This is a genomic window from Roseateles chitinivorans (assembly GCF_050632145.1).
Taxonomy (GTDB): Bacteria; Pseudomonadota; Gammaproteobacteria; order Burkholderiales; family Burkholderiaceae_C; genus Roseateles; species Roseateles chitinivorans_B.
In genome coordinates, this window is record NZ_CP192577.1 from 2,546,031 (window position 1) to 2,572,361 (window position 26,331).

The window sequence follows — 26,331 nt, forward strand, 5'->3', positions numbered from 1 at the left end:
AACCCCACGCCCAGCCGTCCCTCATCACCACCGCACTTCCACGGTTTTGCCACCGAGGACTTTGGGGAAGGGCTCTGGCGTCAGAGCGCGCGTGTCGATGACCGGATGATCAGCCGGGGCTCGGGGAGCTGGACGGTGGGGAGCTTGTTGCCGAGCAGGTCCAGCAGCGCCTGGGCGGCGCAGCGGCCGAGCTCGAGACCGGCCTGGTGGATCGTGGTGAGCGGCGGGATGCAGTGCGCGGCGCCGGCCAGATCGTCGAAGCCGACGATGGAGACATCCTCCGGCACACGCAGGCCGCGGCGGTACAGCGCCAGTGACGCGCCGAAGGCCATCTGGTCGTTCGCCGCGAAGATCGCGGTGAACGGCTCCCTGCTGTCGATCAGGCGCTCGACGGCCATCACGCCGCTGTCTTCCTGGAACAGGCCCGGCAGCACCAGCGCCGGCTTGTACTTCACGCCGGCGGCTTCCAGCGCCGCGCGGTAGCCCTTCAGACGCTCCTGCGCATCGGGGTGGACCGGGTCGCCGGTGATGAACGCGATCTTGCGGTGGCCCTGTGTGAGCAGGTGATGCGTGGCGAGCCGCGCGCCTTCGAAATCGTTGAAGTTCAGCGCGTACAGGCTGGGCGCCTTCAAGGTGCGGCCGGTGACGACGACCGGCAGCTCCTTGGCGAGCTTGCGCAGCGAGTCGTCGCTGAGCCGGCCGGTGAGCACGATGATCCCGTCGACGCGGCGCGCGCGCAGCGTGTCGATGCAGCGCTGCTCTTCCTTGGCATTCCAGTGGCCGCTGGCGAACAGCGGCACATAACCGGCGGCGTCGAGGACTTCCTCGATGCCGCGCAGCGCGACGCCGTAATAAGGGCTGTCGATCGCCTGGGTCACGACGCCGACGCTCAGCGAGCGTCCGCCGGCCAGCACGCGGGCGATCGGATTCGGGACGAAGCCGAGGTCCGCGATCGCGCGGTCGACGGCGTCCTTCTTCTCCTGGCTGACGACGGCGGTGCCGTTGAGGATGCGCGAGACGGTGCTCGGCGAGACCCCGCTGACTTCGGCGACCATGCCCAGCGTCACCTTGGAGGGCGGCGTGCGGGCGGACTTGGTGCTCTTCATGAAGGGGGATAGCGTTGTCGTTGCGCGGCGAGTGTAAGGGACGGTTGCGGGGCGGAGGCAAGCGAGCCTGCGGGCGATAGTCGCGCGCTGGGCTGGCGACCGGAAACGGCCTCGACAGGAGATCGGTAAGCTGCTGCCGTGGGAGCCCGGTCGCCGATCGGCATCAAGCGACCCCATTGATTCGAATCGGCCCCACTCGCGCATGACGATCCGCATTGCACCTTTTCTCGTAGCGTTCGCGTGGGGGCTCGTCGCCATGATCGGCGCGGTCCTCGTCAGCGGGCTCCTTGCCGTGACAGGCACATCGGAGATTCGCACCGGCTCGGAAGTGACGCCGCCGATGGCGGGGCGGGTTCACTCGAGGGAAGAGCTCGATCGCGTGGAGCGTCTCGCGGAACAGGAGCTGGAGGAAGCTCGGCGCGATGTCTCGAGAGACGCCTTCAAGGACGAACTCCGGAACGGATGGACGCGGAACCTGCCTTGGGGCGTGCTTGCCGCTCTGGTCGTGATCCTGCTTGCCACTCGGCGGGGCGGTGCGGGCAAGGTGGCCATCGCCGCCATGCCGACGCTGGTCCTGTTGCTCGCGGTCCATGGCGGTGCGCTGTTCTCGGCGGCTGGTCTATCCTGATGCGATCGAGCCGGAGTTCGCGGCGCTCGCTGCGTCGTGACCGAAGGCATTTGATCCAGGCGCCTTCCGAGACGGACATGCCACCGAACTGAATGAGTGAACTTGATCGGCAACTCCAACGTGCGGACGGTGCAACGTGAATCGACTGTTATCCAGCCTGGGATCGGCATTCGCGTACGTGCGGGTGTTCCTGGTGTTGTTGCGCCTGACCCTCCCGGTCCACGCACCGGCTACCGCTCTCCGGATCGACGCGGGAACTACGACATCTGCGGCATCTGTTGCTGAGACAACATGATCAGCGTGAGGCTGATGCGCCCGTGCCTTGTCATGGTCTCGCGGGAGAATCGAGGCAGCAAAGTCGCTTTCGAAACGGTGTCAAGTTCGATATGAAAGATCGAAGTGCGCGGGCTGTCGTGCGTTTGGCGTTGTGCGCCGCAGCGGTCGGCTGCGCCTCCACCATCGATATCGAACCGGAGCTGAATGCTGCAGTCGGCGTCTACGTCGGCGACTTCAACGGTGCGCTGTGGGCGCGTCGAACGCTTCTCAGCGACGACGGAACGACGAGGACCGTGCAGTACGGACTGAACGAGCAATGCCAGTTCGTGCTCGAGATGGACAGCCAGACCTTCGTGGTGAAGTCCTGGCGATATGTGGATGCGGCGTCGGCGCTGCATTGCCGGCGCCTCCCGTTGCATCGCGCCGTCTGAATGGCGTGACCCGGGTGCGTCGATCAACGATCCGGCGGAGCGGATGAGCGAGCCGGCAAGCGCGCTTCGATGGCGCTGATCGTCGGCTGAATCGTGTGGCAAGGTCCAGCGACCAACCGGGCGCGCGCCTCGTCGAGCACATCGACCAGTTCGGACGAAGCGACATGCACCGCGAAGGCCGCGGGCGAGTCGACGGGGTCGTCCGCGATCACGGTGTCGTTCGACCGGTCCACCCGCTCCGCATCGTGCAGCCACAGCGCGAGCCGGTACGCGCGTTCCAGCAGCGCGGCCAGTTCGCATCGCTCGTCGCGATGCGGATGAAGCGGGTCGCGTGGGTAGCGAGAGTCCGCGTTCATAGCGCCCGCCACATGTTGGCGACACCGAGCGCGATGAACACGACGAACAGCGCGCGCTGGAAGGTCGCCGCGCTGATCCGCGCCCGCACGGCGGCGCCGACGCCCAACCCTGCGAAGGCGGCGGCGAGCGCCACCAGCGACGACACCGACAGCACGGAACCGCTCTCGAACGAATGCAGCCGCGCGGCCAGCGACAGCGTCGCGACGGTGAAGGACAGGCCGAGCGCCTGGATCATCGTGTCCTTGTCCAGCCGCAGGGCCTGGAGGTAGGGCACCAGCGGCAGCGCGAAGACGGCGGTCGACGCGGTGACGAAACCGGTCGCGAGTCCGGCCGCCAGGCCGATCCACCAGGCGTGCGGCGAGACCTGCGGGACGACGGGTTTCCACAGGCCCCACAAGCCGTAGACGACGAGGATGACGCCCAGGGCCAGCCGCGCGTCGATCGGTGCGATCGAACTCAGGTCGGGACCCCACACCGTTGTGATGACCATGCCGAGCCACACCGGCCACAGCGTCGTCACGATGCGGCGCCAGGCAGGCCCCTGGCACTGCGCGATGTTCGTGACCAGCGACGGCATCACCAGCAGCGCCGCCGCCTGCGCGGGCGCCATCCACAGGCCGAGCAGGCTCATGGCGACGGTCGGCAGGCCCATGCCGGTGACGCCCTTGACGCCGCCGGCCAGGACGAAGACCAGCCCGATGCCGAGCCAGGGTGCGAGCGCCGCGAAGGAGGTGGAAGCCATGCGGCGCATCTTCGAGGCGGGCCGCGAGGCTGTCGATCTCGATGTACGGCGGATATCCTTCGTGTTCGCAAGAGGATGAGTTCGAAGACCTCCAAGATCCGGAAAGCCTCGATGACCGCAACGCGCGCCACCGCCCGCCCGATCGACTATCGCGTCGACCCTTTCGACCTGCAGCTGTTCGAGGCGGTCGTCGCGCACGGCTCGATCACCGCCGGCGCGGCGGCGATGAGCCTGTCGCTCGCGGCGGCGAGCGCGCGTCTGAAAGGGCTCGAGCACCGCGTCGGCGTGCGCCTGCTGGACCGTTCCAAGGCGGGCGTCGTGGCGACCGACGCGGGCCGGGCGCTGTCGCGCCAGGCCCGGCGGGTGCTGTCCGAGCTGGATTCGCTGCACATCGAGATGTCGGCCTTCGGCCGCGGGCTGCGTGGCACGGTCCGCCTGCTCGGCAACACGGCGGCCCTGGTCGAGGCGCTGCCGCCCCGGCTCGGCCGCTTTCTCGCGGACCATCCGGACATCGACGTCGAACTGCAGGAGATGCCCAGCGATGCCGCGCTGCAGGCTCTGCGCGAAGGCATGGCCGATGTCGCGATCGTCACCAACCACGTCGACACGACGGGCCTGACGGCCCGGCCCTGGGTGGAGGACGAACTGGTCGCGCTGCTGCCCGTGGTCAAGCGCGGTCGCGCGCCGAAGCGCGTGCGCTTCATCGAGCTGCTGGATCGTCCCTTCGTCGGACTCGGTGCCGACAGCGGCCTGAGCCGGTTCCTGCTGGCGCAGGCCGCGCGCAGCGGCCGCGTGCCGCATCACCGTGTGCGCGTCTCGGGCTTCGAAGCAGTCGTCCGGCTCGTCGAGGCCGGCGCCGGTGTCGCGGTGATGTCGCGCAGCGCGGCGGAGCGCGAGCGGACGGCGGGCGTCCACATCGCCCGTCTCGATGAACCGTGGGCGCTGCGCACGCTGATGCTCTGCCATTCGGGGCAGGCCGCGGAACAGCCGGGTGTGACGGCGTTGGTAGCGGCGTTGATGAACGACGCGAATATCAGCAGTTCACCGATTCAATTTCATGAATCGCCGCTGAGCCCCTAGATTGGGAGCAGGTCACTCTTTCCCGAAAGGACACCCCATGGCTCTGAAAGACCTTCTCCCCGGCAAGCTGGGCTTCGGCACCGCGCCGCTGGGCAACATGTTCCGCGACATTCCCGAGGCCGAAGCCCGTGCCACGGTGGACGCCGCCTGGAACGACGGCATCCGCTACTTCGACAACGCGCCGTTCTACGGCGCCGGCCTGGCCGAGATCCGCATGGGCGACGCGCTCGCCGGCCGGCCGCGCGACGAGTACGTCATCAGCACCAAGGTCGGCCGCCTGATCCTCGACGAGGTCGAGGACGTCAGCGCCCGCGACAACGGCGAGAAGGGCGACGTCTTCAAGTACGGCCGCCCCAACAAGATCGTCAACGACTACTCCGAGGACGCGACGCTGCGCTCGATCGAGGACAGCCTGAAGCGGCTGAAGACCGACCGCATCGAGATCGTCTGGGTGCACGACGTCGCGCAGGACTTCTACGGCGACGAGTGGCTGGGCGTGTTCGAAGGCGCGCGCAAGGGCGCCTTCAAGGCGCTGGACCGGCTGCGCGACGAGGGCGTCATCAAGGCCTGGGGCCTGGGCGTCAACCGCGTCGAGCCGATCGAGCTGGTGATGGCGCTGGACAGCGCGCGGCCGGACGGCTTCCTGCTCGCGGGCCGCTACACGTTGCTCGATCACGATCGCGCGCTGCAGCGTCTCATGCCGGAGGTCGCCGCGCAGGGACTCGGCATCGTCGTCGGCGGCCCGTACAGCTCGGGCGCGCTGGTCGGCGGACCGAACTTCGAGTACGCGCCCGCCACGCCGGCCATCCTCGACAAGGTGGCCCGCATCAAGGCGATCGCCGACCGCCACGGCATCAGCATGAAGGCCGCGGGCCTGCAGTTCTCGCTCGCGAATCCCGCGGTGGCTGCCGTCATTCCCGGTGCCAGCCAGCCGAGCCGCCTCGCCGAGGACCGCGCCGCGCTGAACGAGACGGTCCCGGTCGACTTCTGGCGCGAGCTGCGCCAGGCCCGGCTGGTGCATCCGGACGCACCGCTGCCCGGCGGCGTGTAAGGAGCGCGGCACCCGAGGCCCGCGCCGGAGGCTGCGGGCGGGCGTCCGGCTTGCCGGGACGGTTATCGTTCCAGCTTTCCGCCTTGCCGCGCGCCTCCTCGCCCATGCCCCAGCCGTCCGCGTCCCGCCTTCCGCCGCTCTTCGTCGTGTTCAACCGCGCCTCGGGCCGGGGCAACCGGGATGAAGTCGGGCCCGCCGTCGAGGCCGCCTGCCGCGCGGCCAGCCGCGAGGTGCATCTGCTCCCCATCGAAGCGCCCGGCAAGCTGGCCGAGACGGCCCGCGAAGCGGTGCGTCGCGCGCGGGAAGTGGATGGCGTCGTCGTCGCCGCCGGCGGGGACGGCACGATCAACGGCGTCGTGCAGGAAGTGCTCGGCAGCGGCTGCACTTTCGGCGTGCTGCCGCGTGGCACCTTCAACTACTTCGCCCGGACGCACGGGATCCCGTCCGACCTCGACGGCGCGCTGCGCGTGCTGCTGGAGGAGCAGCCCTCGCCGGTCCAGGTGGGCCTGCTCAACGACCGGGTCTTCAACGTCAACGCGAGCCTCGGGCTCTACTCCCAGTCGCTCGAGGATCGTGAGGTCTGGAAGCGGCAGTTCGGACGCAGCCGGCTGATCGCCGTCGGCGCGGTGCTGGCGACGATCCTGCGAGGCCACCGCAGTCTCGGTCTGACCATCGAGATGCACGGGCAGCCGCGACAGGTCCGTACGCCGACGGTGTTCGTCGGCAACAACGCGCTCCAGATGGAGCAGGTCGGCCTGCCGGAGGCGCAGGCGATCGATCGCGGCGAGCTGGCCGGCGTGATGCTCAAGCCGGTCGGCCGCTGGGGACTGCTGAAGCTGCTCGCGCGCGGCGCGATGGGCAAGCTGGCGGAGGCGGACCAGATCGTCAACTTCCCCTTCACCCGCCTGACCGTCCGCAGCCGACGCTTCGGCGCGCGCCGCGTGAAGGTCGCGACCGACGGCGAGGTGCTGTGGATGCGCCTGCCCGTGCGCTTCGAGGTCGCCCCGCAGCCGCTGATGCTGATCCGGCCGGACGGGCTGTCGGAGGAACGTCGGCAGGCGCAGGCCGCCATCGCCGCTGCCTCCGGCGCCGAGACCGACATCGCCACGACCGGATCGGACCGATGACGGTCGTGCTCCAGATGTCCGATCCGCATTTCGGGACCGAGCGGCCGATGGCGGTCGGCGCGCTGGAGCGGCTGTGCGGCGACTTGAAGCCCGACCTGCTGCTCATCACCGGCGACATCACGCAACGCGCGCGGCCGATCGAGTTCTCGCGCGCGAAGGCCTTCGTCGACAAGCTCGGCGTGCCGGCGCGGCTGGTCATCCCCGGGAATCACGACATCCCGTTGTACGCCGTGGCCACGCGCCTGCTGCATCCCTACCAGCGCTACGAACGCGCGTTCGGTCCCGCCGAGGACGGCGAGTTCGAAACGGACGATCTTCTGGTCGTCGCGCTCAACACGACGCGCCGCTACCGGCACAAGAACGGCGAGGTCTCCGACCCGCAGATCGAGCGCACCGCGCAACGGCTCGCGCGGGCGAAGCCCGGTCAGGTGCGGCTCGTGGCCGTGCACCAGCCGGTGGCGGTGATCAAGACCGTGGATGTGTCCAACCTGCTGCGCGGCCACGCGAAGGCGGTGCGACGCTGGTCGGAGGCCGGCGCGGATGCCGTGGTCGGCGGCCATATCCATCTGCCCTACGTGCTGCCGTTGCACGAACGAAGGACGGACCTGCCGCACCCGGTCTGGGCAGTGCAGGCCGGCACCGCGCTGAGCATCCGCGTGCGCGGCGGGATCCCGAATTCGGTCAACGTGATCCGGACCGGACCGGCGCGCACGGCCGTCGTCGAACGCTGGGACGTCGACGAGACGGCGGGGCTCTTTCAGCGCGTGAACTCGACGCCGCTGGCCTGACGCCCGGTGCGTCTCCGCCGCGCCCAACGCGCCAGTTCGATGCTCACGATCGAGACGGTGAGCCAGGCCGCGCCGGAGGCGAAGCCCGCCAGCACGTCGCTGGGGAAATGCACGCGCAGGAAGATGCGGCTCGCGCCGACCGAGAAGGCCAACGCGGCGGCCGCGATCCAGGCCGTCACGTGCCAGCGCCTGGGCAGCAGGCGCACGGCGAGGTAGGCCAGCATGCCCATCGCAATCACCGAGCCGGAGCTGTGGCCGCTGGGGAAGCTGAAGCCGTCCTCGGTGAGCCAGTGGGTCGGGTGAACCGGGCGGGCGCGTTCGAAGATCTGCTTCAGGGCCGGATTCAGTGCGGCGTTGCCCAGCATCGCCAGCGCCCAGCCGAGCGCCAGTCCGCGGCGTCGCAGGACCAGCAACCCCACCGTCACTGCGATGCCGAGGGCGATCAGCGTCTCCCGGTTGCCGACGAAGGTGATCAGGTAGAACAGGTGCAGCGCGAGGTCGGGCACGTGCTCGATCATCGCGACGATGAAGGCCTCGTCGAGCTGGCCGAGCGTCTGCTCGGTGTGGAGTTCCTCGGCGATCTCGGCGAACAGCATCGCGCCGCCGATGAGGAACGCGAAGCCGGCGGCGAAGCGCAGCAGCAGCGAAACCGGGGAGAGCGGCTCCGGCGCGGCGGCCTGACCGCCACGGTCCGGCAGCAAGGCGCGCGCGACGAGCCAGGTCGTGCCGGTGACCAGGACCAGCAGCGCGCCGTAGATCGCCAGCGCATTCGCGCCTGCGAAGCCGGCGGCATCTAGAAGGGAGACGTGGGACATCCGTCGATTGTGCAGGGCACGTGAATGCCCTGCCGCTCTGTTCAATGAGGACGCCCAACGTCGAACCACGTCGTGACCTGTTCCTGCGAGAGCCCGTGACGCCTGCAGTTGCCTTCGTACAAGCCTGCGAGTTCATCGAGCAGGAATTCCAGGAACATCGCCTCGTCCCCGACAGGAACTTGCTGCTCGGACGCGGCGGTGCCGGCGGGTTTCCGGTCGACGACCACCGCACGCATGGCGGGGCTCAGCTGCCGATAGAAGCGCGAGTACCGGGGATCTTTCCTTGATCCGCTCTCCGCCAGCATCCACGGATACTTCTGCATCGAGCGTCGATACATCCACTCAAACAGGTCTACCGCGACGGAGACATCCTGGCGCTCGTAGACGCCCAGCATGGCGACTGCATAGTCGTGCGCCTTGACGCCTCCGAAGCTGAGCGGCGCGCAGTGGCCCGTTAGGAGAGGCAGGTTGGCGGCGAGCCGACCGGTGCGCTTGTTCCCGTCGGAGAAGGCCTGCAGATAGGCAATGTGAACCCACAGGAAGAAGGCGGCCTCGACGGGGTTCCGGATCGCGGCGGCCTTGACGGCGATCTGCTGGAGCAGCTCTTCGAGTTGGACCGGAATGCCGCCCGGGGTGTAGGCCGTGCCGGTCACCTGGACCACGATGTTCCGCACCCGACCGCAAAGCGCCGGGGGCTGGAGACCGTCGATCAGGCAACCTTGAAGGCGCAGAAGGAATTCGAAGCTCACGCGGCGCGGCGCATCGAATGCGATCAGCTCCAGCGCCCGCTTGTGATTCAGGACGATGCGCATGTCGCCGCTCTGTTCGGCGGACGCGGTCGCCAGTTGCTCGTTCAGACGCATGATGGAGGCTGTCTCCGCGAGCGTGAAGTTGCAACCTTCCAGCTTCGAGGACGACCAGCAGAGTTCCGTTATGAACTCGGTCATCAGCGTCACGGCGCCGTAGAAATGATGCGGGCCGTTCTCCCAGTGCGCAGTCCTGTACAGGCTGTCTGCAAGCTGGGTCGGTAGCAGCGAATCGACATTGGGGTCGTAGTTGTCCAGAAACTCGCGGCGGTAAGGCACCTTGTCCCGGAGATCGACCGGGGTGTCCAGGAAGTCGAAGACCCGACCAGAGCGCTCCGACCAGTTCGGCGGCTTGGGTCGAGGTGCGAGGTAGGTGGAGTCCGGCTCGGACACCCCCACGACGCGTCGCGTCGAGTTGACGGTTCCGGGTCCATATCCCGCGCCCGCCGGGTCATGGCGGGGCGGCTCCCGCGCCACATCGTTCAGGAATTCCATCGCTTGCCTCGCTTTCAACAACAAGGCGTCGATGCTGCTTTGCGAAGGGCTTGACCTTGATCAAAACGCCGGGGAAGGCGGCTCATCGTTCCCGCGTTTGACGGATCACGACTCGCACACTCCCTTGGATTTGCTAGTCCGGCTGTCTCCCGACACCCGGGTGCGGCTTCCCCGCGACAAAGAAAAAGCCGGACCTCGCGGCCCGGCTTTTCCTTGCAGGAGGGACGCTGGTCAGGCGTCCTGAAGAAACACGGTTCAGTACATCATCCAGCCGTTGCGGGCGACGCGGCGCAGCGAGAAGGCCAGGTCCGGGCGCTCGGCCGACTGCTCGGCGGCGGCGCGCAGGACGGCTTCGCGGGGGCGCAGCTCGATGGAGGTGTGGACGAATTCGACGACGGCGTGGCCGGCGCGCAGGACCAGGCCCACCAGACGCTCGCCGGCGGCGCTCGCGGTGCGAGCCCGGGCTGCGTCGGCAGCCATCACTTGGACATTCAGCGTGGTGGTGGTCATGGCGGTTCCTTCTGGGGTGATGTTCGGTGGCGCTTGGCGGGTGGCCGTGGCGCCATGGACGAGATATTGCGGTTTTTACGTAGGGCACGCCAATTGCACTTGGGAATCGCGTCATCACTGCCGGAAATGACCCGTGACGGAATTAGCATCCGGCCCATGAGCACCCCTCGCCCCGTCAACTTCCGGACGCTGGACCTGAACCTGCTGCGCGTCTTCGACGTGGTGATGGAGGAACGCCACGTCACCCGGGCCGCCCACCGGCTGGCCATCACCCAGCCGGCCGTCAGCAACGCGCTGCGACGCCTGCGCGAGGCCACGCACGAGGAACTCTTCATCCCGAGTTCCACCGGCGTCGAGCCCACGCCGCATGCCCAGTCCCTCTGGCCGGTGGTCCGCCGGGCGCTGTCGGCGCTGCAGCAGGCGCTGGAGCCGCAGGTCTTCGACCCCCGCGCCGCCGGCAACACGGTCAGCTTCACGCTGGCCATGGCGGACGCGACGGCGGCGCTGGTCGTGCCCCAACTGAGCCGGCGCTTCCTGGCGGAGGGCATCCATGTCGGCCTGCGCGTCGTGCCGCTGACCACCCGCGACCCGCGGGAACTGCTGGAGCAGGGCTGGGCCGATCTGGCGATCGGCTTCTTCCCCGACCTGACTGAGCAGCTGCTGGTCGAGGACGACAGCGCGGCCTTCCGGCGCGAGGCGCTCTACGCGAGCCGGTATGTCTGCGTCATGCGCGCCGACCACCCGCTGGCCGAGCCCGGCGCCCTGACGCTGGAGGCCTACTGCGCCGCGCCGCACCTGCGCGTGAGCTTCGCGGGCCGGGCGCACGGCTTCGTCGACGACGCGCTGGCGATGATCGGCCGCAAGCGGCACGTGGCGATGACGGTCAACAGCTTCTTCACCGGCACGATGGCCGTGCAGCAGTCCGACCTGATCACCGTGCTGCCGGACAGCTTCGTGCCGGCCACCGGCTTCGCGGGCCAGCTCGCCTGCCGGAACCTGCCGTTCGCGCTGCGCGGCATCGACATCAGCCAGGTCTGGCACGTCCGCGCCGAGCCCGATCCCGCGCAGCGCTGGCTGCGGCAGGTGATCGGGGAGATCTCCGACGTCATCGCCGCCGGCGCGCGGGCGCTGCCGCAGACCACGGCGGCGATCTGACGAAGGACTGAGGGAGGCCTGAAAAAACTGAAGGAAACCTGAAGGACCGGGCCGGCGTCGCTGCCGCCCGGGACCCGGTTATCCCTGCGGCCCTTCGCAGCTTTTGTCTCCTTCCGTCCGGCGGACGGGGCGCCTACATTGCGCGTCTTCCAGATGAGAGTCGTTCTCATCGACGGAGCCTGATGTTCCCGGCCCACCCCGTCCACCCGGACGCCAGAGAAAGAGACCCGACGATGCGCCGCCCCGACCTGTCCCTCCGTCCGGCCCACGCCGCCGCGCTGGCCGTGGCCGCCGCCGTGCTGATGCCGGTCGCCGCCCAGGCCAACGTGCCCGCCGGTGGTGAACTGACGCTCTACACGACGCGCGAGGTCGCGCTCGTGCAGCCCCTGCTGTCGGCGTTCACCGCGAAGACGGGGACCAAGGTCAACACGGTGTTCGTCAAGGACGGGCTGCTGGAGCGGGTGAAGGCGGAAGGCGCGCGCTCGCCGGCGGACCTGCTGATGACGGTGGACGTCGGCAACCTGGTGGACCTCGTCGAGGGCGGCGTGACACAGCCGCTGAAGTCGGCCGAGATCGACTCGGCCGTGCCCGCGAACCTCCGTGCCGCGGACGGTCAATGGACCGCGCTGTCGCTGCGCGCCCGTGTGCTCTACGCTGATCCGTCCTTGAAGGCCGCCGCGATCCGCTACGAAGACCTGGCCGATCCGAAGTGGAAGGGCAAGGTCTGCACGCGCTCGGGCCAGCATCCGTACAACACGGCGCTGGTGGCCGCGATGATCGCGCACGACGGCGAGGCGAAGACCGAGCAGTGGCTGCGCGGCCTGAAGGCCAACCTCGGCCGCAAGCCCACCGGCGGCGACCGTGATGTCGCGCGGGACATCCTCGGCGGCATCTGCGACGTCGGTCTGGCCAACTCCTACTACGTCGGCCAGATGAAGTCGTCCAAGCCGGGCAGCGATGCGCGCAAGTGGGGCGACGGCATCCAGGTGCTGAAGCCGACCTTCGCGAAGGGATCGGGCACGCACGTCAACATCAGCGGCGCCGCAGTGGCGAAGCATGCGCCGAACAAGGCCGCCGCGCAGGCGCTGATGGAGTTCCTCGTGTCCGAGCCGGCGCAGCAGCTCTACGCGCAGACCAACTACGAGTACCCGGTGCGGGCCGGCGTCACGCTGGATCCGCTGATCCAGTCGGCGATCGGTCCGGTGAAGGCCGATGCGCTGCCGCTGACGGAGATCGCGCGCCATCGCAAGCAGGCCAGCCTGCTGATCGACAAGGTCGCCTTCGACCAGTGATCGCGTGAGGAGCGTCCTCGGCCGGCCGCGCGCGGTCGGTCCGCTGTGGCGCGCGACGGCCGTGGCCATCGCGCTCGTCGTGCTGGCACCGCTGGGCGCGCTGGCCTGGACGGCGCTGGGCGCGGGGGCCGCGCACTGGTCCCATCTGTTCGAGCACGTGCTGCCGCGCGCGGCCGCTCAGACGGTGACGCTGCTGGCTGGCGTCGGCGTGCTGACGGCGATCGTCGGCACCGGATGCGCGTGGCTCGTGACGCGCGTCGACTTCCCGGGCCGCGCCGTGCTGGGCTGGGCCTTGCTGCTGCCGTTGACGGTGCCGACCTACATCGCGGCCTACAGCTACGTCGACCTGCTGCATCCGATCGGACCGTTCCAGGGCGCCGCGCGCGCGCTGCTGGGATTCGATTCGCCGCGGCAGTTCCGGCTGCCCGACGCCCGCTCGATGGGCGGCGCGGTGCTGGTGCTGTCGGCGGTCCTCTATCCCTACGTCTACCTGAGCATGCGCGCGATGTTCTCGACGCAGCCGGCGCGTCTGATGGAAGCGGCGCGGCTGCTCGGGGAAGGGCCGTGGGGCGCGTTCCGGCGCGTCGCGCTGCCGATGGCGCGGCCGGCGCTCGCGGTCGGCGTGGGGCTGGTGCTGCTGGAGGTGCTGAACGACGTCGGCGCGTCCGAGTTCCTCGGCGTGAGCACCTTGACCACGACGATCTACACGACCTGGGTGACCCGCTCCGACCTCGGCGCCGCGGCGCAGATCGCCTGCGCGATGCTGGCCATGGTGGCGCTGCTGGTCTGGCTGGAACGGCAGGGCCGTCGTCGACTGCGCGCGGACAGCGTGCGCGCGATGCGCGCCGCGCCACGCCCGCGGCTGCGCGGCACACGGGCATGGCTCGCGACGGTGGCGGCGTCGTTGCCGGTGCTGATCGGCTTCGTGCTGCCGGCCGGGCACCTCGTGGTGCTGGCCTGGAAGCGCGCGGCGGAAGGCCACGGGCTGTCGGCGGAAGTCCTGTCCGGTGCGATGCATTCGGCGGCGCTCGCATCGAGCGTGACGGCGATCGCCGTCGTGGTGGGACTGGTGGTCGCGTGGGCCGCCCGACCGGCGGGCGGCGCGGGACGTCCGCGCGCGTGGTGGCTGGGCAGCGCGGCCTTGGGATACGCGATCCCCGGCACGGTCCTGGCGATCGGTCTGCTGCCGCCGGCCTTGGCCGTCGACAGCTGGGTCGCGGAGCGGCTGGGCCTGCCGGGCCTGCCGCTGATGAGCCTCGGCGCCGTGCTCGCGGCGGCCTGCGTGATGCGGTTCCTCGCCTTGCCGATCGGCGGCGTCGAGGCGGGTCTGGCGCGTCTGCCGCCGTCGCTGGAGCAGGTCGCGCGCAGCCTCGGCGAGACGCCGCTCGGCACGCTGCGGCGCGTGCATCTGCCGTTGCTGCGGCCGGCGCTCACGACGGGCGCGCTGCTGGTCTTCATCGACGTGATGAAGGAGCTCCCCGCATCGCTGCTGCTGCGACCCGCCAACGTGGAGACGCTGCCGACGCTGCTCTACGCCGAGGCCGCGCGCGGCAGCTACGAGCACGGCGCGCTTGCGGCGCTGCTGATCGTGGCGGTCGGCCTGCCGGCGGTGCTGCTGCTGAGCCGCGAGCCCGCGGCGCCGGCCTCGTCCACGCCGCCCGAGCCCGCAGCGCCGTCCGTGCCGTCCGTGCCGCTAACCAGATCCGAGGCGGAGACCCCCGTCCCCGTCGCCGCCATGAAAGAAGCCCCATGAGCACGCTCGCCCTCGAGGACCTCCAGGTCCGTTATCCGGGCGCCGATGCCTTCGTCCTGAACGGCCTGTCGCTGACGCTGCCGCTGGGCAGCATCGCCTGCCTGCTCGGCCCGTCGGGTTGCGGCAAGAGCACGGCATTGCGCGCGATCGCCGGCTTCGAGCCGCTGAGCGAGGGTCGGGTCTTGCTGGGCGACCGCGTGCTGTCCGGTCCCGGCGTCCACCTCCCGCCCGAGCAGCGCGGCGTCGGGCTGCTGTTCCAGGAGATCGCCCTGTTCCCGCACCTGACTGCGGCGGCGAATGTCGGTTTCGGCCAGCGCCGCCGGCCGGGTGCCGAGCGCGACCAGCGGGTGCGGGAGTTGCTGGCGCTCGTCGGGCTCGAGGAACTGGGCTCGCGCATGCCGCATGAGCTGTCGGGCGGCCAGCAGCAGCGGGTGGCACTCGCGCGGGCGCTCGCCCCGTCACCGCGCCTGCTGCTGCTCGACGAGCCGTTCTCCAACCTCGACAGCGCGACGCGCGACCGGCTCGTCGTCGAAGTGCGCGACATCCTGCGCGCCGCCGGCCAGACCGCGCTGATGGTCACGCACGATCCCGAGGAAGCCGAGGCGATGGGCGACTGGATCGGCGTGATGGCGGGCGGACGACTCGTGGCATGGCGACCGACTCGGGTAGCGGCGTAGCGCATCGCGGTCATTGAATGTTCCGCTGGGAAGCGGAGCATCGCGGGCTTCTTCACGACGGAGTCTGTATGCGACGCGGAATTGCTGGGTGCCATGAATATTCGGTTGCCGGTGGCGAGGTGTGCCAGGCCTTTGTGCCCACGCCGCTGCCGCCGCGACCTTCCCTGATCCTCGACATCGACCTCGAGCACTGCCTGGACCTCGCGAACCTCGCATTGGGCCGGCTGGATGGGATGTCGGCGCTGATGCCGGACCCCTCCGTCCTGCTGTACAGCTACATCCGCAAGGAAGCGGTGCTGTCGTCGCGGATCGAGGGCACCCAGTCCTCGCTGGCGGACCTGATGCTGTACGAGGCGGAAGGCGCGCCCGGTCTGCCCTTGGACGATGCGCGGGAGGTGTCCTGCTACGTGTCCGCCCTGGAGCATGGGATCGGCCGGGTGCGCCGCGGGATGCCGATCTGCACGCGACTGATGAACGAGATGCACGCGCGCCTGATGACGCACGGCCGAGGCCTGGGCAAGGCGCCGGGCGAGATCCGTCGCACACAGAACTGGATCGGCGCCCGATCGGCGCGGGACGCCACCTTTGTGCCACCGCCCGCTCACCGGGTCGCCCAGTGCCTGTCCGATCTGGAGCGCTTCATCAATGACCAGCCGGAGCGCTATCCGGCACTCCGGAAGGTGGCGCTGACCCATCTGCAGTTCGAGACCATCCATCCCTATCGGGACGGCAACGGACGGCTGGGCCGACTGCTCATTCCGCTGATGTTCGTCGCCGATGGCGTCCTGCGCGAGCCCTTGCTGTTCCTGTCGCTCTACTTCAAGGCGAACCGGCGCGACTACTACGAACTGCTCCAGCGGGTGCGCGAGCATGGCGACTGGGAAGAGTGGTTGTGGTTCTTCGCCAGCGGCGTGCAGGTGGCTGCGACACAAGCGGTCAATCTGGCGGTGTCGATCACGCAGCGCTACACGGTGGACCGTGCGCGCATCCGGCGGGAGGCCCGGCGCAACGAGGACGCCCTGCGCGTTCACCACGCGCTGTGCAGGCGCCCGGTCGCGCGGCGCGCAGACATCACCGCCCTCAGCGAGCAGGACGCGGCATCGATCGACCGCGGCGTGTCGGCGCTGATGGATCTCGGATTGGTCCGCCGGCTATGCGGAACGGCCGGCGAGCCGATCTTCGTGTACACCGCCTATCTCGACCTGCTGAATCACGAAGAGACATGAGCTTCTTCATCCGCCCCGCCGTTCCGGCCGACATCGCCGCCTGCATCGCCCTGCGCGGCCGAACGCGTGAAAACGCGGTGTCCGCCGCCCGTCTGGCCGAACTCGGCATCACCGAGGCGTCCTGGTCCGGCCAGGTCCGCGACGGCGAACTGCCGGGCTTCGTCGCCGAGTCCGGCGGCATGCTGGCCGGCTACTGCTTCGGGGACGCCGGCAGCGGCGAGATCGTCGTGCTCGCGCTGCTGCCCGAGCACGAGGGCCACGGCCTCGGCCGCGCGCTGCTGGAGCGCACCGTCGCGCATCTGCGCGGGCTGGGCCATCAGCGCCTCTTCCTCGGCTGTTCGGACAACCCGGCGCATCGCTCGCACGGCTTCTACCGGCGGCTCGGCTGGCAGCCGACCGGCGAGCGCGACGGCCTCGGCGACGAGGTGCTGGAACTGCTGCCGGACTGAGCCCCCCGAACTGGGCGGCTTCCCCTCGGTTTCTCTTGATGCGACCTTGATGCCGGACGGGCTACGCTCGCCCTGAGCGTTCCTGCATTCAAGAACAAGCGAGACAAGCCATGCTCATCAACTGTGTCGCCTACCGCGACGGCCGCCGGCTGGCCGATATCCAGCCGGAAGAGATCAGCGAGTACATCAAGCTGCCCGACTGCTTCGTCTGGGTCGCCCTGCGCGACGCGTCGACCGACGAGGTCCTCGCGATGAAGGAGGAATTCGACCTGCACGAACTCGCCGTCGAGGACGCGTTGCACGGCCAGCAGCGGCCCAAGGTCGAGGAGTACGGCGACACGCTGTTCGCCGTGATGCAGACCGTGCAGTTCACGCCGACCGATGAGCTCTGCACCGGCGAGGTGTCGATCTTCGTCGGCAACAACTTCGTGCTGTCGATCCGCAACCGCGTGGCGCAGAGCCTGCTGGGCGTGCGCGCCCGCGCCGAGAAGGAGCCGCACATGCTCAAGCGCGGCCCCGGCTTCGTGATGTACGCGATCATGGACGCGATCGTGGATCGCTACTTCCCGGTGATCGAGGCGCTGGAGACCGAACTCGAGGCCATCGAGTCGCACATCTTCGAGCCGGGCGTCACGCGCGAGAACATCCGCCGCGTGTACGAGCTCAAGCAGCGCGTGACCGTGGTCAAGCACGCCGTCTCGCCGCTGCTCGACGCCGTGGGCAAGCTGGTGCGAGGCCGCGTGCCGCCGGTGTGCGAAGACACCCGCGAGTACTTCCGCGATGTCTACGACCACCTGGAGCGCATGCAGTCGGCGCTGGACTCGCTGCGCGATACCGCGACCACCGTCATCCAGGTCCACCTGTCGATGGCGGCCATCGAGGATTCTGAGACCACCAAGCGCCTCGCGGCCTGGGCCGGCATCTTCGCGGCGGCGACAGCGTTCGCGGGCATCTGGGGCATGAACTTCGAGGTCATGCCGGAGCTGAAGTGGCGCTTCGGATATCCGGTGGCGCTCGGTGTGATCGCGGCGACCTGCGGCGTCCTGTTCTGGAGATTCCGGAAAGCAGGGTGGCTCTAGGACAAACGCCTCGCACCGGCAGTCTGCCGGGTGCGAGGCGTTGGTGAGGTTGAACGCTCAGATCAACTCGGCGATCGCCTGGCCCATTTCCGTCGTGTTGGCCGTGCCACCCAGGTCGCCCGTGCGCGGACCCGACGCCAGCGTCTGCTCGATCGCCTTCAGGATCGCGTCATGCGCGTCCTGCTCGCCGAGGAACTGCAGCATCAGCGCGCCCGACCAGATCATCGCGACCGGGTTGGCGATGTTCTTGCCGTAGATGTCCGGCGCCGAGCCGTGCACCGGCTCGAACAGCGACGGGAAGTTGCGCTCCGGATTCAGGTTGGCCGACGGCGCCAGGCCGATCGTGCCGGTCGTCGCCGGGCCCAGGTCCGACAGGATGTCGCCGAACAGGTTGGACGCGACCACCACGTCGAAGCGCCCCGGCTGCAGCACGAAGCGCGCGCTCAGGATGTCGATGTGCTGCTTGTCCACGGTGACCGACGGATAGCCGGCGCCGACCGCGTCCGCGCGGCCGTCCCACCACGGCATCGAGATCGCGATGCCGTTGCTCTTGGTCGCCACCGTCAGGTGCTTGCGATCGCGGCTCTGCGCCAGGTCGAACGCGTACTTCAGCACCCGGTCCGCGCCGAAGCGCGAGTAGACCGATTCCTGGATCACGATCTCTCGATCCGTGCCCGCGTACATCACGCCGCCGAGGTTGGTGTATTCGCCCTCGGTGTTCTCGCGCACGACGAAGTAGTCGATCTCGCCCGGCTTGCGGTTGGCCAGCGGGCAGGGCACGCCTTCGAACAGGCGCACCGGACGCAGGTTGATGTACTGGTCGAATTCGCGGCGGAACTTCAGCAGCGAGCCCCACAGCGAGACGTGGTCCGGCACAGTCGCCGGCCAGCCCACCGCGCCGAAGAAGATCGCGTCCTGGCCTTCCAGCTGGGCCTTCCAGTCGTCCGGCATCATCTGGCCGGTCTCGGCGTAGTAGTCGCAGTTGGCCCACTCGATGTGGGTGAACTCGAACTGGATGCCGAAGCGCTTCGCGGCGGCGTCCAGCACGCGCAGGCCCTCGGGCATCACTTCCTTGCCGATGCCGTCGCCGGGGATGACGGCGATCTTGTACGTCTTGCTCATGGTCGTGCTTTCAACGGAGATCAGAAGGCGCGCGGCGACTGCCGTCCGGGACGTTCAGCGGTCCGCGCGCGACGGTGCGTTCAATGCGTTCAGTAAGGCGAGCCGGTCGGGGCCGGCAGCGGCGGGGCCAGGTCGAAGTCTGCCGCAAGGCGCCGCGTGGCCTGTGCGAGCAGCGTGACGTCGATGCCGACGGCGACGAAGGTCGCGCCCAGCGACAGGTAATGACGGGCCAGCTTGGCGTCGCCGGTGAGCGTGCCGGCCGCCTTGCCGCTGGCGACGATGGTGCGGATCGCGTCGTCGATGGCCGCTTGTACTTCCGGATGCGTCGGGTGGCCGCGATGACCCATCGAGGCCGCGAGGTCCGCCGGCCCGATGAACACGCCGTCGACGCCGTCCACGGCGCAGATCGCCGCGAGGTTCTTCAGCGCCGTCGCGGTCTCGGCCTGAACGAGCACGCAGGCTTCATCGTCGGCCTCGTCGAGGTACTGGCGACGCAGGCCCCAGCGCGACGCACGGGCGACCGCGGCGCCGACGCCGCGCACGCCCAGCGGCGGATAACGCGTCGCGGCGACCACCGCCGCCGCCTGCTCTGCGGTGTCGATCATCGGCACCAGCAGCGTCTGCACGCCGATGTCGAGCAGCTTCTTGATGCCGTCCTTGTCCGCGTTGACCGCGCGCACCACCGGGTGCGCCGGGTAGGGCGCCACCGCCTGCAGCTGCTGCAGCGTGCTGGTCAGCTCGTTGGGCGCGTGCTCGCCGTCGATCAGCAGCCACTGGAAGCCGGCGGTCGCGCAGACTTCGGCGCTGTAGGCCTGCGCCATCGACAGCCACAGGCCGACCTGCGGTTGGCGCGCCGCGAGGCCCTGCTTGAAGGTGTTGGAGAAGTTCATGGAGGCGCTCATGGAAGCAGTCGTCGAATCGCTCGTCGAGGGGCTCGATGCGCTCACGACAAGCCGCCTTGGCAAACGTACTTGATGTGGAGGTAGTCGTCGAGCCCGTGCGTGGAACCCTCGCGGCCGTAGCCGGATTCCTTGACGCCGCCGAAGGGCGCGGACTCGGCCGCGATCGCGCCCTCGTTGAGGCCGACGATGCCGCTCTCCAGCGCGTCGGCGACGCGCCAGGCGCGCGCGATGTCGCGGGTGTAGAAGTAGGCCGCCAGGCCGAACGGCGTGTCGTTCGCCGCGGCGACGACCTCGTCCTCGCGCTCGAAGCGGAACACCGGCACGACGGGGCCGAAGGTCTCCTCGTGCCAGAGCAGCATCGCCGTCGTCGCGCCGGTCAGCACGGTCGGGGCGAAGTAGTTGGGACCGGTCGCGATGTCGTTGCGCACGCGCTCGCCGCCGGTGATGACCAGCGCGCCGTGCTCGACGGCGTCGTCGACGTGGCGCTCGATCTTGTACAGCGCGCGGGCGTTGATCATCGGACCGATCTGCGAGTCGGGGCGGCTGGCCGGTCCGACCTTGAGCGCCCGCACGCGCGCCGCGAGCTTCTCGACGAACAGGTCGTGGATGCCGGCCTGTGCGAACACGCGGTTCGGGCACACGCAGGTCTGGCCGCCGTTGCGGAACTTGGCGGCCATCAGGCCCTCGACGGCCGCATCGACGTCGGCGTCGTCGAAGACGATGAAGGGCGCGTTGCCGCCGAGCTCCAGCGACAGCTTCTTCAGTGTCGAGGCCGACTCGCGCGCCAGGTGCTTGCCGACCGGCGTCGAGCCGGTGAACGTGATCTTGCGCACCCGCGCGTCGGCCAGCCAGACGTCGACGACCTCCGGCGTGCGCTCGCGCGACGCGCACACGAGGTTCAGCACCCCGGGCGGCAGGCCGGCTTCGACCGCCAGTGCCACCAGCGCGAGCGAGGTCAGCGGCGTGTCCTCGGCCGGCTTGGCGACGACGGTGCAGCCGGCAGCCAGCGCCGGCGCGATCTTGCGGGCGATCATCGCGGCGGGGAAGTTCCACGGCGTGATCGCGGCGACGACGCCGACCGGCTCGCGCAGCGCGAGCATGCGACGGCCGTGCACCGGCGCGGGAATGATTTCGCCGTTGGCACGCGTTGCCTCCTCGGCGAACCATTCGACGTAGCTCGCGGCATAGGCGACTTCAGCGCGGCCCTCCGCCAGCGGCTTGCCCTGCTCCTGCGAGATCAGCGCGCCGAGGCGATCCTGGTCGCGCAGGATCAGGTCGTTCCAGCGCTTGAGGATGACCGCGCGCTGCTTGGCCGGCACCGTGCGCCAGCCGGCGAAGGCGGCGTGCGCGGCGTCGACCGCGGCGAGCGCGTCGTCGGCGCGACTGTCGGGCACCTCGGTGATGAGGCTGTCATCGGCGGGATCGACGACCGGGAAGCGGTCGCCCGCGGCCGCGTCGCACCAGCGACCGGCGATGTGGTTCTGCGTCTGCATGGGGACCTCAGGGTCAGGAAGGGGAAGGCTCAGCTCACGATGCCCAGATGCCAGGGCACGAACTCGTGGTCGCCGAGGCCGAGCAGCTCGCTCTTCGTCGGCTCGCCCGAGGCCGAGCGCAGGATGTGCTCGAAGATCCGCTGGCCCATCTGCTCGATGGTCAGCGCGCCGTCGATGACGAGGCCGCAGTTGATGTCCATGTCCTCTTCGAGTCGCGTGAACATCGGCGTGTTGCTGGCCAGCTTGATCGTCGGCGCCGGCTTGGAGCCGAACATCGAGCCGCGCCCGGTGGTGAAGCAGATCAGGTTGGCGCCGCTGGCGATCTGGCCGGTGACGGCCACCGGGTCGTAGCCCGGCGAGTCCATGAACACGAAGCCCGACTGCTCGATGGGCTCGGCGTATTCGTAGACCTCCTGCAGCGGCGTGGTGCCGCCCTTCATCGCGGAGCCCAGCGACTTCTCGAAGATGTTGGCCAGCCCGCCCGCCTGGTTGCCGGGTCCGACGACGCCGTTGAACTGGCCGTTCTGGCCGCGGGTGTACTCCTCCCACCAGGCCAGCCGGTCGAGCAGCTTCTGGCCGACCTCGGGGGTGACCGCGCGGCGGGTCAGCATGTACTCGACGCCGTGGATCTCCGGCGTCTCCGACAGGATGGCGGTGCCGCCGTGGCGCACGAGGATGTCCATCGCCGCGCCCAGCGCCGGATTCGCGCCGATGCCGGAGAAGCCGTCCGAGCCGCCGCATTCCAGGCCGATCTTCAGGTGAGAGGCGCTCACCGGCTGCCGCGTCACGCGGTTGGCGATCGGCAGCATCGCCTCGACGGCGCGGATGCCGGCCTCGATCGTGGCGCGCGTGCCGCCGGTGTCCTGCATCACCAGCGTTTTCAGCGTCTCGCCGGGGACCAGGTGTTGCGACTCCATCAGGCCGGCGACCTGGTTGCGCTCGCAGCCCAGGCCGACGATCAACGCGCCGCCCAGGTTGGGATGCTTCGCATACCCGGCGATCGTGCGGCGCAGCAGGTCGAAGTGGGGGCTCGGCGACGACATGCCGCAGCCGGTGGTCTGCGCGAAGGCGACCACGCCGTCGACGTTGGGGAAGTCCTTCAGGCGCTCCGGCGTGAAGTGCTCGGCGATGCGGTTGATCGCCGTCGACGAGCAGTTCACCGAGGCCAGGATGCCGATGAAGTTGCGCGTCGCCACGCGGCCGTCGGCGCGCACGATGCCCATGAAGGTGGCGCGCTCCGACTCGGGCAGGTAGTCGACCGGTTTCACGTCGGCGCCGAAGGCCGGATCGCGGTCGAACTCGACCAGCGCGATGTTGTGCGCGTGGACGTAATCGCCGGGCTCGATGTCTCGCGCGGCGACGCCGATCACGGCGTTGTACTTGCGGATCGCCTCGCCGGCGGCGATGCGGCGCGCCGCGATCTTGTGGCCGGCCGGGACCTGCGCCTTCAGGCGCAGACCGAATTCCGGCAGCGTCTGGCCCAGCGTCAGCACCTGGCGCGCGATCAGGACGTTGTCGTCGCGATGCAGGCGCAGCAGCGGCGACGAGGTCGCCATCGCGGCCGACGCGGCGGCGACCGCGTCGGAGGTGGTGGCGCCGGCCGAGGTCGAAGTCATGCTCAGCCCTTCGCCAGCAGTTCGCGCAGCTTCAGGCGCTCGATCAGCTGCGTGTCCTTGCGGTAGGTGGCGGCGATGTACTTCTCGTAATCGGGCTGGTCGAGGTACATCACCGGCGAGTCGATGCGGTCGCAGGTGGCGATGAAATCGGGGTCCGCGGCCGCCTTGCGGAAGGCGTCGCGCAGCTTGGCGACGACCGCCGGGTCCATGCCCTTGGGCGCGCCGATGCCGTTGGGCGCGTCGACGACCAGGTCGTAGCCGGCTTCCTTGAGCGTGGGCACGTTGGCGAAGTCCTTGGCGCGCGTCGCGCCCCAGGTGACCAGCAGGCGCAGCTTGCCGGACTTGACGTGCGGCGCCCACGAGGTCGAGTCCGCCACCGCGTCCACCTGGCCGCCGAGCAGGTCCTGCAGCGCCGGGGCGCCGCCCTTGTACGGGATGTGGTTCAGCTGGATGCCGGCGAGCAGGTTGAACTCCTCCATGCCGACGTGCGTCGCACCGCCGATGCCGGCGCTGCCGTAGTTGATCATCCCGGGCTTGGCCTTCGCGGCGGCCACGAACTCCGCCAGCGTCTTCCACGGCGAGTCCGCGCGCACGACCAACCCGAAGGTCTGGCCGTTGACCCGGGCGAGGTAGGTGAAGTCCTTGAGCGGATCGAGCTGCACGGTGCGCAGCTGCGCGAAGCGCGTCACCGAGATCGGCACCTGGCCGATCGTGTAGCCGTCGGGCTTGGACGTCGACAGCACCTTGGTGCCGAGCATGCCGGAGGCGCCGGCGCGGTTCTCGATGATGATGGTCTGGCCGAGGACCTTGCCGGCGGCCAGGCACAGCGAGCGCATCGTCACGTCGGCGGTGCCGCCGGCGGGCCAGGGGCAGATGAAGGTGATGGCGCGCTCGGCGGGATACGCGGCGGCATTCGCCAGGCGCGGCAGCGCGAGGGCGCTGGCGCCGAGGCCGGCGGCGCCGGCGAGCAGGACGCGGCGGCGGTCCATGCGGATGGTCATGTCTTGTCTCCTGGCTCGGGATCGATGCTCGCACCGATCGGGATCGTGGGCTGGGGCCTCGTTGGGCAATGGCACGACGGCGCAATGGGGCCCGTCACCGCGAGGTCTCTGTGCGATGCATTGTGGGCATCCGCTCCATGCGACTCAATTGAAGAACTGGACTGCCTTCATGTCATGAACGGCATGAAGGGTCGTCAGGCTTCTAAGATGGGCCCATGAGCCAGATCGACCGCGTCCTCCGTTCCAACCTGAAGCTGCGCCATCTGCAGATGCTGGTGGCGCTCGACCAGTTCCGCCACCTGGGCCGCGCCTCGGAGTTCCTGTCGCAGACGCAGCCGGCGGTGTCCAAGTCGCTGGCCGAGGTCGAGCGCATGTTCGGGCTGGACCTGTTCACACGCTCCACGCGCGGCACCGAGCCCACGCCCTTCGGCGAGGCGGTGGTGCGCTTCGCGCGGTCGGTGCTGTCGGACTTCGCGCGCACCCGCGACGAGATCGACGCCGTGGCCAGCGGCGCGGCGGGACGCGTGAGCGTCGGCGCGATGGTGGTGGCGACGCCGGGGCTGGTGGCCGGCGCGGTCGAGCGGCTCAAGCGCCATTCGTCGCTGACGACCGTCCACATCGAGGAGGGCGACCTGACGCGCCTGCTGCCGCGGCTGCGCGTGGGCGAGCTCGACGTGATCGTCGCGCGACTGGAGCCGGGTTACGCCTCGCCGGACCTGGCGACCGAGCCGCTGGTCGAGGAGGCGATGCGCATCGTCGTGCGCCCGGACCATCCGCTGGCGACGGCCCGCAAGGCCAAGCGGCCTCCGTGGGCCGAGCTGGCGCGCATGCCATGGGTGATGCCGCCGCCGTGGGCCTCGTCGCGGATCAAGCTGAACCAGATGTTCTATTCACAGCAGCTGGATCCGCCGAGCGACATCGTCGAGAGCGCGTCCTTCCTGGTCACGCTGACCTTCCTGCGCCAGCGCGGCGCGGCGGCCTTCGTGGCGGACAACGTCGCGCGCTACCTCGCGAAGGAGGGGCTGGCGAAGGCCCTGACGATCGACGTGCCGATCGAGCTGCCGCCGGTCGGCCTGCTGACGCTGCGCAACCGGCGGCCGTCTCCGGCGGCGGCGCAGTTCATGAACTGCTGCCGCGAGGTTGCCGCCGCTCACCAGCCCAAGGCGGCGTCGCGGAAGCTGTCCAGGGCCAGTTCGTAGTTCATCTCCCCGAGCAGGCCGACCAGCCGGTCGCGGTCCGCGTTCCAGGCGTCGACGACATGGCGCCAGGCCGGCGCGAGCGACCGCGGCTCGGCCTCGTCGCCGGGGATCTCGCCCTCGATCGAGGGCGGCGGCAGGTCCGACGGCAGCATCAGGCGTGACGGCACGGCGGGCCGGTCCGCGTCCTCGTCGTACAGCGCGTCGGCATCGCCGGCGTCGACGCCGGAGTCGATGCGCCAGCGGCCGTCGTCCTGCACGGTGATGCACGGACGCAGCCACGGCTCATGCGCACGCGGATTCAGCAGATGACAGCTGCGGCGACGGGCGTCGACGACCAGCAGGCTCAGCACCGAGCCCCGGCCGTTGGCGAGTTCCTCGACATAGTCGGGATGCTCCGGCGGGCCGTCGACGTCGACGACGAAGTAGCGGTCGTCGATCCACTCACCCGAACCGTTGATCGAGCAGCCGAAGGTCAGCTCCTGCGGATAGGGCAGCAGCCGGCCGTCGAGCCAGAGCGCCGCGCCGTAGGGCATCTCGAAGACGCGGTCGGTGTCGGGGTACTCGGGCGTCCGCCCGTCCTCCCACCAGACGACGGCCCGGTGCAGCCGTCCCGGCGCGTCGGCGATGCGGAAGCCCGCCGTCCGCCATTCGGGCCAGGAACTCCACACGCGGGACTCGACGCGCTCGTCCAGCCCCATCGCGCGCAGGTCGCGGGTGCTGGCGTGCTGCAACAGATGCTGTGCGAAGTGCCGCCACATCGCCGGGCCGAGCGCGCGGGCGATGGGTTCGGCGTCGCGCAGCCAGTCCAGCAGCAGCGGCACGACGGGCGCCTGGCGGGACCACAGCGCATGCGCCGCGATCGACCGCGCCCAGCGCCGTTCAAGGGCGCGCACGCCCGTCGCTTCGGGGTTCGGCGGGGATGTGGCGGGGTCGGGGAGGTCGGCGGACAGGGGCCGTCCGGCGGGCATGGCGGGCATCCCGACCGGTGACGGCGGGATGGGCGAAGGCGGCAGGTGGTACAGCGGCATCAGTTGGGGCGCACCGGGGTGAGGGAGGCGGTGGCGCACGACCGGGGCAGATGGGAGTCCCGGGGACGGGTCAGTCCGTCGCCGTCGTCGGGGACGCCCGTTCGCGGGGTGCGGGGCCGGGTCTTGC

26 protein-coding genes are annotated in these 26,331 nt (G+C 69.7%); 14 read left to right on the forward strand and 12 right to left on the reverse strand.

The window, feature by feature from the left end; all coding sequences use genetic code 11:
* Positions 1-80 precede the first annotated feature (80 nt).
* Positions 81-1,106, reverse strand: a complete 1,026-nt coding sequence (locus tag ACQ86G_RS11665) for a LacI family DNA-binding transcriptional regulator (RefSeq protein ID WP_431260703.1) — start codon at positions 1,104-1,106, stop codon at positions 81-83.
* Positions 1,107-1,308: 202 nt separating this feature from the next.
* Here ACQ86G_RS11665 and ACQ86G_RS11670 point away from each other — a divergent pair, with 202 nt between their 5' ends.
* Positions 1,309-1,734 (forward strand): hypothetical protein, encoded by a 426-nt coding sequence (locus ACQ86G_RS11670; protein ID WP_431260704.1) that lies wholly within the window; start codon positions 1,309-1,311, stop codon positions 1,732-1,734.
* A 278-nt stretch (positions 1,735-2,012) separates the two neighbouring features.
* Positions 2,013-2,441, forward strand: a complete 429-nt coding sequence (locus ACQ86G_RS11675; RefSeq protein ID WP_431260705.1) for a hypothetical protein — start codon at positions 2,013-2,015, stop codon at positions 2,439-2,441.
* Positions 2,442-2,464: 23 nt separating this feature from the next.
* On the opposite strand, the gene ACQ86G_RS11680 is transcribed toward ACQ86G_RS11675, so the two are convergent.
* The gene (locus ACQ86G_RS11680) at positions 2,465-2,797 is read right to left on the reverse strand and encodes a hypothetical protein (RefSeq protein WP_431260706.1); all 333 of its coding nucleotides are present in this window, start codon (positions 2,795-2,797) and stop codon (positions 2,465-2,467) included.
* Positions 2,794-3,540, reverse strand: coding sequence for a sulfite exporter TauE/SafE family protein (locus tag ACQ86G_RS11685; protein ID WP_431260707.1), 747 nt, complete (start codon positions 3,538-3,540; stop codon positions 2,794-2,796). The genes ACQ86G_RS11680 and ACQ86G_RS11685 overlap by 4 nt, the downstream gene beginning before the upstream one ends.
* A 111-nt stretch (positions 3,541-3,651) precedes the next feature.
* Between ACQ86G_RS11685 and ACQ86G_RS11690 the strand changes: the two genes are divergently transcribed.
* From ACQ86G_RS11690 to ACQ86G_RS11705, 4 genes are all read left to right on the forward strand, one after another.
* Positions 3,652-4,620: a LysR substrate-binding domain-containing protein gene (locus ACQ86G_RS11690; protein WP_431260708.1), complete on the forward strand. Its 969-nt coding sequence runs from the start codon at positions 3,652-3,654 to the stop codon at positions 4,618-4,620.
* A gap of 37 nt (positions 4,621-4,657) precedes the next feature.
* On the forward strand, positions 4,658-5,671 hold the full coding sequence (locus ACQ86G_RS11695; RefSeq protein ID WP_431260709.1) for an aldo/keto reductase: 1,014 nt from the start codon (positions 4,658-4,660) through the stop codon (positions 5,669-5,671).
* A 104-nt stretch (positions 5,672-5,775) separates the two neighbouring features.
* Entirely contained in the window at positions 5,776-6,798 is a 1,023-nt protein-coding gene (locus ACQ86G_RS11700; protein WP_431260710.1) for a diacylglycerol/lipid kinase family protein, read from the forward strand.
* Positions 6,795-7,586, forward strand: coding sequence for a metallophosphoesterase family protein (locus tag ACQ86G_RS11705; RefSeq protein ID WP_431260711.1), 792 nt, complete (start codon positions 6,795-6,797; stop codon positions 7,584-7,586). The genes ACQ86G_RS11700 and ACQ86G_RS11705 overlap by 4 nt, the downstream gene beginning before the upstream one ends.
* Here ACQ86G_RS11705 and ACQ86G_RS11710 read toward each other — a convergent pair.
* The 3 genes from ACQ86G_RS11710 to ACQ86G_RS11720 all read right to left on the reverse strand — a co-directional run bounded on the left by ACQ86G_RS11710 (position 7,556) and on the right by ACQ86G_RS11720 (position 10,212).
* Complete coding sequence (locus tag ACQ86G_RS11710; protein ID WP_431260712.1) at positions 7,556-8,401, reverse strand: phosphatase PAP2 family protein; 846 nt, start codon at positions 8,399-8,401, stop codon at positions 7,556-7,558. The two genes, ACQ86G_RS11705 and ACQ86G_RS11710, sit on opposite strands and share 31 nt — an antisense overlap.
* A gap of 41 nt (positions 8,402-8,442) precedes the next feature.
* Entirely contained in the window at positions 8,443-9,702 is a 1,260-nt protein-coding gene (locus ACQ86G_RS11715; protein WP_431260713.1) for a Fic family protein, read from the reverse strand.
* A 255-nt stretch (positions 9,703-9,957) separates the two neighbouring features.
* Positions 9,958-10,212, reverse strand: a complete 255-nt coding sequence (locus tag ACQ86G_RS11720) for a hypothetical protein (protein ID WP_431260714.1) — start codon at positions 10,210-10,212, stop codon at positions 9,958-9,960.
* A gap of 156 nt (positions 10,213-10,368) precedes the next feature.
* On the opposite strand from ACQ86G_RS11720, the gene ACQ86G_RS11725 reads away from it, so the two are divergent.
* The 7 genes from ACQ86G_RS11725 (at position 10,369) to corA (ending at position 17,843) form a co-directional block, all read left to right on the forward strand.
* Positions 10,369-11,367 carry a LysR family transcriptional regulator gene (locus tag ACQ86G_RS11725; protein WP_431260715.1) on the forward strand — a complete coding sequence of 333 codons (999 nt, stop codon included), beginning with the start codon at positions 10,369-10,371 and terminating at the stop codon, positions 11,365-11,367.
* A 233-nt stretch (positions 11,368-11,600) separates the two neighbouring features.
* Positions 11,601-12,659, forward strand: coding sequence for a Fe(3+) ABC transporter substrate-binding protein (locus ACQ86G_RS11730; RefSeq protein ID WP_431260716.1), 1,059 nt, complete (start codon positions 11,601-11,603; stop codon positions 12,657-12,659).
* Positions 12,660-12,663: 4 nt separating this feature from the next.
* Positions 12,664-14,412 (forward strand): ABC transporter permease, encoded by a 1,749-nt coding sequence (locus ACQ86G_RS11735; protein ID WP_431260717.1) that lies wholly within the window; start codon positions 12,664-12,666, stop codon positions 14,410-14,412.
* Positions 14,409-15,089, forward strand: coding sequence for an ABC transporter ATP-binding protein (locus ACQ86G_RS11740; RefSeq protein ID WP_431260718.1), 681 nt, complete (start codon positions 14,409-14,411; stop codon positions 15,087-15,089). Before ACQ86G_RS11735 ends, ACQ86G_RS11740 begins: the two co-directional genes overlap by 4 nt.
* 17 nt (positions 15,090-15,106) lie before the next feature.
* Positions 15,107-16,315: a Fic family protein gene (locus tag ACQ86G_RS11745; RefSeq protein WP_431260719.1), complete on the forward strand. Its 1,209-nt coding sequence runs from the start codon at positions 15,107-15,109 to the stop codon at positions 16,313-16,315.
* Positions 16,312-16,764, forward strand: coding sequence for a GNAT family N-acetyltransferase (locus ACQ86G_RS11750; RefSeq protein ID WP_431260720.1), 453 nt, complete (start codon positions 16,312-16,314; stop codon positions 16,762-16,764). The genes ACQ86G_RS11745 and ACQ86G_RS11750 overlap by 4 nt, the downstream gene beginning before the upstream one ends.
* Before the next feature lie 110 nt (positions 16,765-16,874).
* Entirely contained in the window at positions 16,875-17,843 is a 969-nt protein-coding gene (gene corA / locus ACQ86G_RS11755; RefSeq protein WP_431260721.1) for a magnesium/cobalt transporter CorA, read from the forward strand.
* Between the two features lie 57 nt (positions 17,844-17,900).
* Here the strand turns inward: corA and ACQ86G_RS11760 are convergent, their stop codons facing one another.
* From ACQ86G_RS11760 to ACQ86G_RS11780, 5 genes are all read right to left on the reverse strand, one after another.
* Entirely contained in the window at positions 17,901-18,965 is a 1,065-nt protein-coding gene (locus ACQ86G_RS11760; RefSeq protein ID WP_431260722.1) for a tartrate dehydrogenase, read from the reverse strand.
* A gap of 89 nt (positions 18,966-19,054) precedes the next feature.
* Positions 19,055-19,855, reverse strand: a complete 801-nt coding sequence (hpaI, locus tag ACQ86G_RS11765; protein ID WP_431261385.1) for a 4-hydroxy-2-oxoheptanedioate aldolase — start codon at positions 19,853-19,855, stop codon at positions 19,055-19,057.
* 53 nt (positions 19,856-19,908) lie between these two features.
* The gene (locus ACQ86G_RS11770; RefSeq protein WP_431260723.1) at positions 19,909-21,360 is read right to left on the reverse strand and encodes an NAD-dependent succinate-semialdehyde dehydrogenase; all 1,452 of its coding nucleotides are present in this window, start codon (positions 21,358-21,360) and stop codon (positions 19,909-19,911) included.
* 29 nt (positions 21,361-21,389) lie between these two features.
* Entirely contained in the window at positions 21,390-22,916 is a 1,527-nt protein-coding gene (locus ACQ86G_RS11775) for a UxaA family hydrolase (protein WP_431261386.1), read from the reverse strand.
* 62 nt (positions 22,917-22,978) lie between these two features.
* Positions 22,979-23,977, reverse strand: coding sequence for a tripartite tricarboxylate transporter substrate binding protein (locus tag ACQ86G_RS11780; RefSeq protein WP_431260724.1), 999 nt, complete (start codon positions 23,975-23,977; stop codon positions 22,979-22,981).
* Positions 23,978-24,192: 215 nt separating this feature from the next.
* Between ACQ86G_RS11780 and ACQ86G_RS11785 the strand changes: the two genes are divergently transcribed.
* Positions 24,193-25,176, forward strand: coding sequence for a LysR substrate-binding domain-containing protein (locus tag ACQ86G_RS11785; protein ID WP_431260725.1), 984 nt, complete (start codon positions 24,193-24,195; stop codon positions 25,174-25,176).
* On the opposite strand, the gene ACQ86G_RS11790 is transcribed toward ACQ86G_RS11785, so the two are convergent.
* On the reverse strand, positions 25,128-26,069 hold the full coding sequence (locus tag ACQ86G_RS11790; RefSeq protein WP_431260726.1) for a hypothetical protein: 942 nt from the start codon (positions 26,067-26,069) through the stop codon (positions 25,128-25,130). The two genes, ACQ86G_RS11785 and ACQ86G_RS11790, sit on opposite strands and share 49 nt — an antisense overlap.
* Positions 26,070-26,331 lie beyond the last annotated feature (262 nt).

Coding starts and splice junctions, on each gene's coding strand:
- ACQ86G_RS11665 (WP_431260703.1), bottom strand. CDS start 1,106: ATGAAGAGCACCAAGTCCGCCCGCACGCCGCCCTCCAAGGTGACGCTG.
- ACQ86G_RS11670 (WP_431260704.1), top strand. CDS start 1,309: ATGACGATCCGCATTGCACCTTTTCTCGTAGCGTTCGCGTGGGGGCTC.
- ACQ86G_RS11680 (WP_431260706.1), bottom strand. CDS start 2,797: ATGAACGCGGACTCTCGCTACCCACGCGACCCGCTTCATCCGCATCGC.
- ACQ86G_RS11685 (WP_431260707.1), bottom strand. CDS start 3,540: ATGGCTTCCACCTCCTTCGCGGCGCTCGCACCCTGGCTCGGCATCGGG.
- ACQ86G_RS11690 (WP_431260708.1), top strand. CDS start 3,652: ATGACCGCAACGCGCGCCACCGCCCGCCCGATCGACTATCGCGTCGAC.
- ACQ86G_RS11695 (WP_431260709.1), top strand. CDS start 4,658: ATGGCTCTGAAAGACCTTCTCCCCGGCAAGCTGGGCTTCGGCACCGCG.
- ACQ86G_RS11700 (WP_431260710.1), top strand. CDS start 5,776: ATGCCCCAGCCGTCCGCGTCCCGCCTTCCGCCGCTCTTCGTCGTGTTC.
- ACQ86G_RS11705 (WP_431260711.1), top strand. CDS start 6,795: ATGACGGTCGTGCTCCAGATGTCCGATCCGCATTTCGGGACCGAGCGG.
- ACQ86G_RS11710 (WP_431260712.1), bottom strand. CDS start 8,401: ATGTCCCACGTCTCCCTTCTAGATGCCGCCGGCTTCGCAGGCGCGAAT.
- ACQ86G_RS11715 (WP_431260713.1), bottom strand. CDS start 9,702: ATGGAATTCCTGAACGATGTGGCGCGGGAGCCGCCCCGCCATGACCCG.
- ACQ86G_RS11720 (WP_431260714.1), bottom strand. CDS start 10,212: ATGACCACCACCACGCTGAATGTCCAAGTGATGGCTGCCGACGCAGCC.
- ACQ86G_RS11725 (WP_431260715.1), top strand. CDS start 10,369: ATGAGCACCCCTCGCCCCGTCAACTTCCGGACGCTGGACCTGAACCTG.
- ACQ86G_RS11730 (WP_431260716.1), top strand. CDS start 11,601: ATGCGCCGCCCCGACCTGTCCCTCCGTCCGGCCCACGCCGCCGCGCTG.
- ACQ86G_RS11740 (WP_431260718.1), top strand. CDS start 14,409: ATGAGCACGCTCGCCCTCGAGGACCTCCAGGTCCGTTATCCGGGCGCC.
- ACQ86G_RS11745 (WP_431260719.1), top strand. CDS start 15,107: ATGTTCCGCTGGGAAGCGGAGCATCGCGGGCTTCTTCACGACGGAGTC.
- ACQ86G_RS11750 (WP_431260720.1), top strand. CDS start 16,312: ATGAGCTTCTTCATCCGCCCCGCCGTTCCGGCCGACATCGCCGCCTGC.
- corA (WP_431260721.1), top strand. CDS start 16,875: ATGCTCATCAACTGTGTCGCCTACCGCGACGGCCGCCGGCTGGCCGAT.
- ACQ86G_RS11760 (WP_431260722.1), bottom strand. CDS start 18,965: ATGAGCAAGACGTACAAGATCGCCGTCATCCCCGGCGACGGCATCGGC.
- hpaI (WP_431261385.1), bottom strand. CDS start 19,855: ATGAACTTCTCCAACACCTTCAAGCAGGGCCTCGCGGCGCGCCAACCG.
- ACQ86G_RS11770 (WP_431260723.1), bottom strand. CDS start 21,360: ATGCAGACGCAGAACCACATCGCCGGTCGCTGGTGCGACGCGGCCGCG.
- ACQ86G_RS11775 (WP_431261386.1), bottom strand. CDS start 22,916: ATGGCGACCTCGTCGCCGCTGCTGCGCCTGCATCGCGACGACAACGTC.
- ACQ86G_RS11780 (WP_431260724.1), bottom strand. CDS start 23,977: ATGACCATCCGCATGGACCGCCGCCGCGTCCTGCTCGCCGGCGCCGCC.
- ACQ86G_RS11785 (WP_431260725.1), top strand. CDS start 24,193: ATGAGCCAGATCGACCGCGTCCTCCGTTCCAACCTGAAGCTGCGCCAT.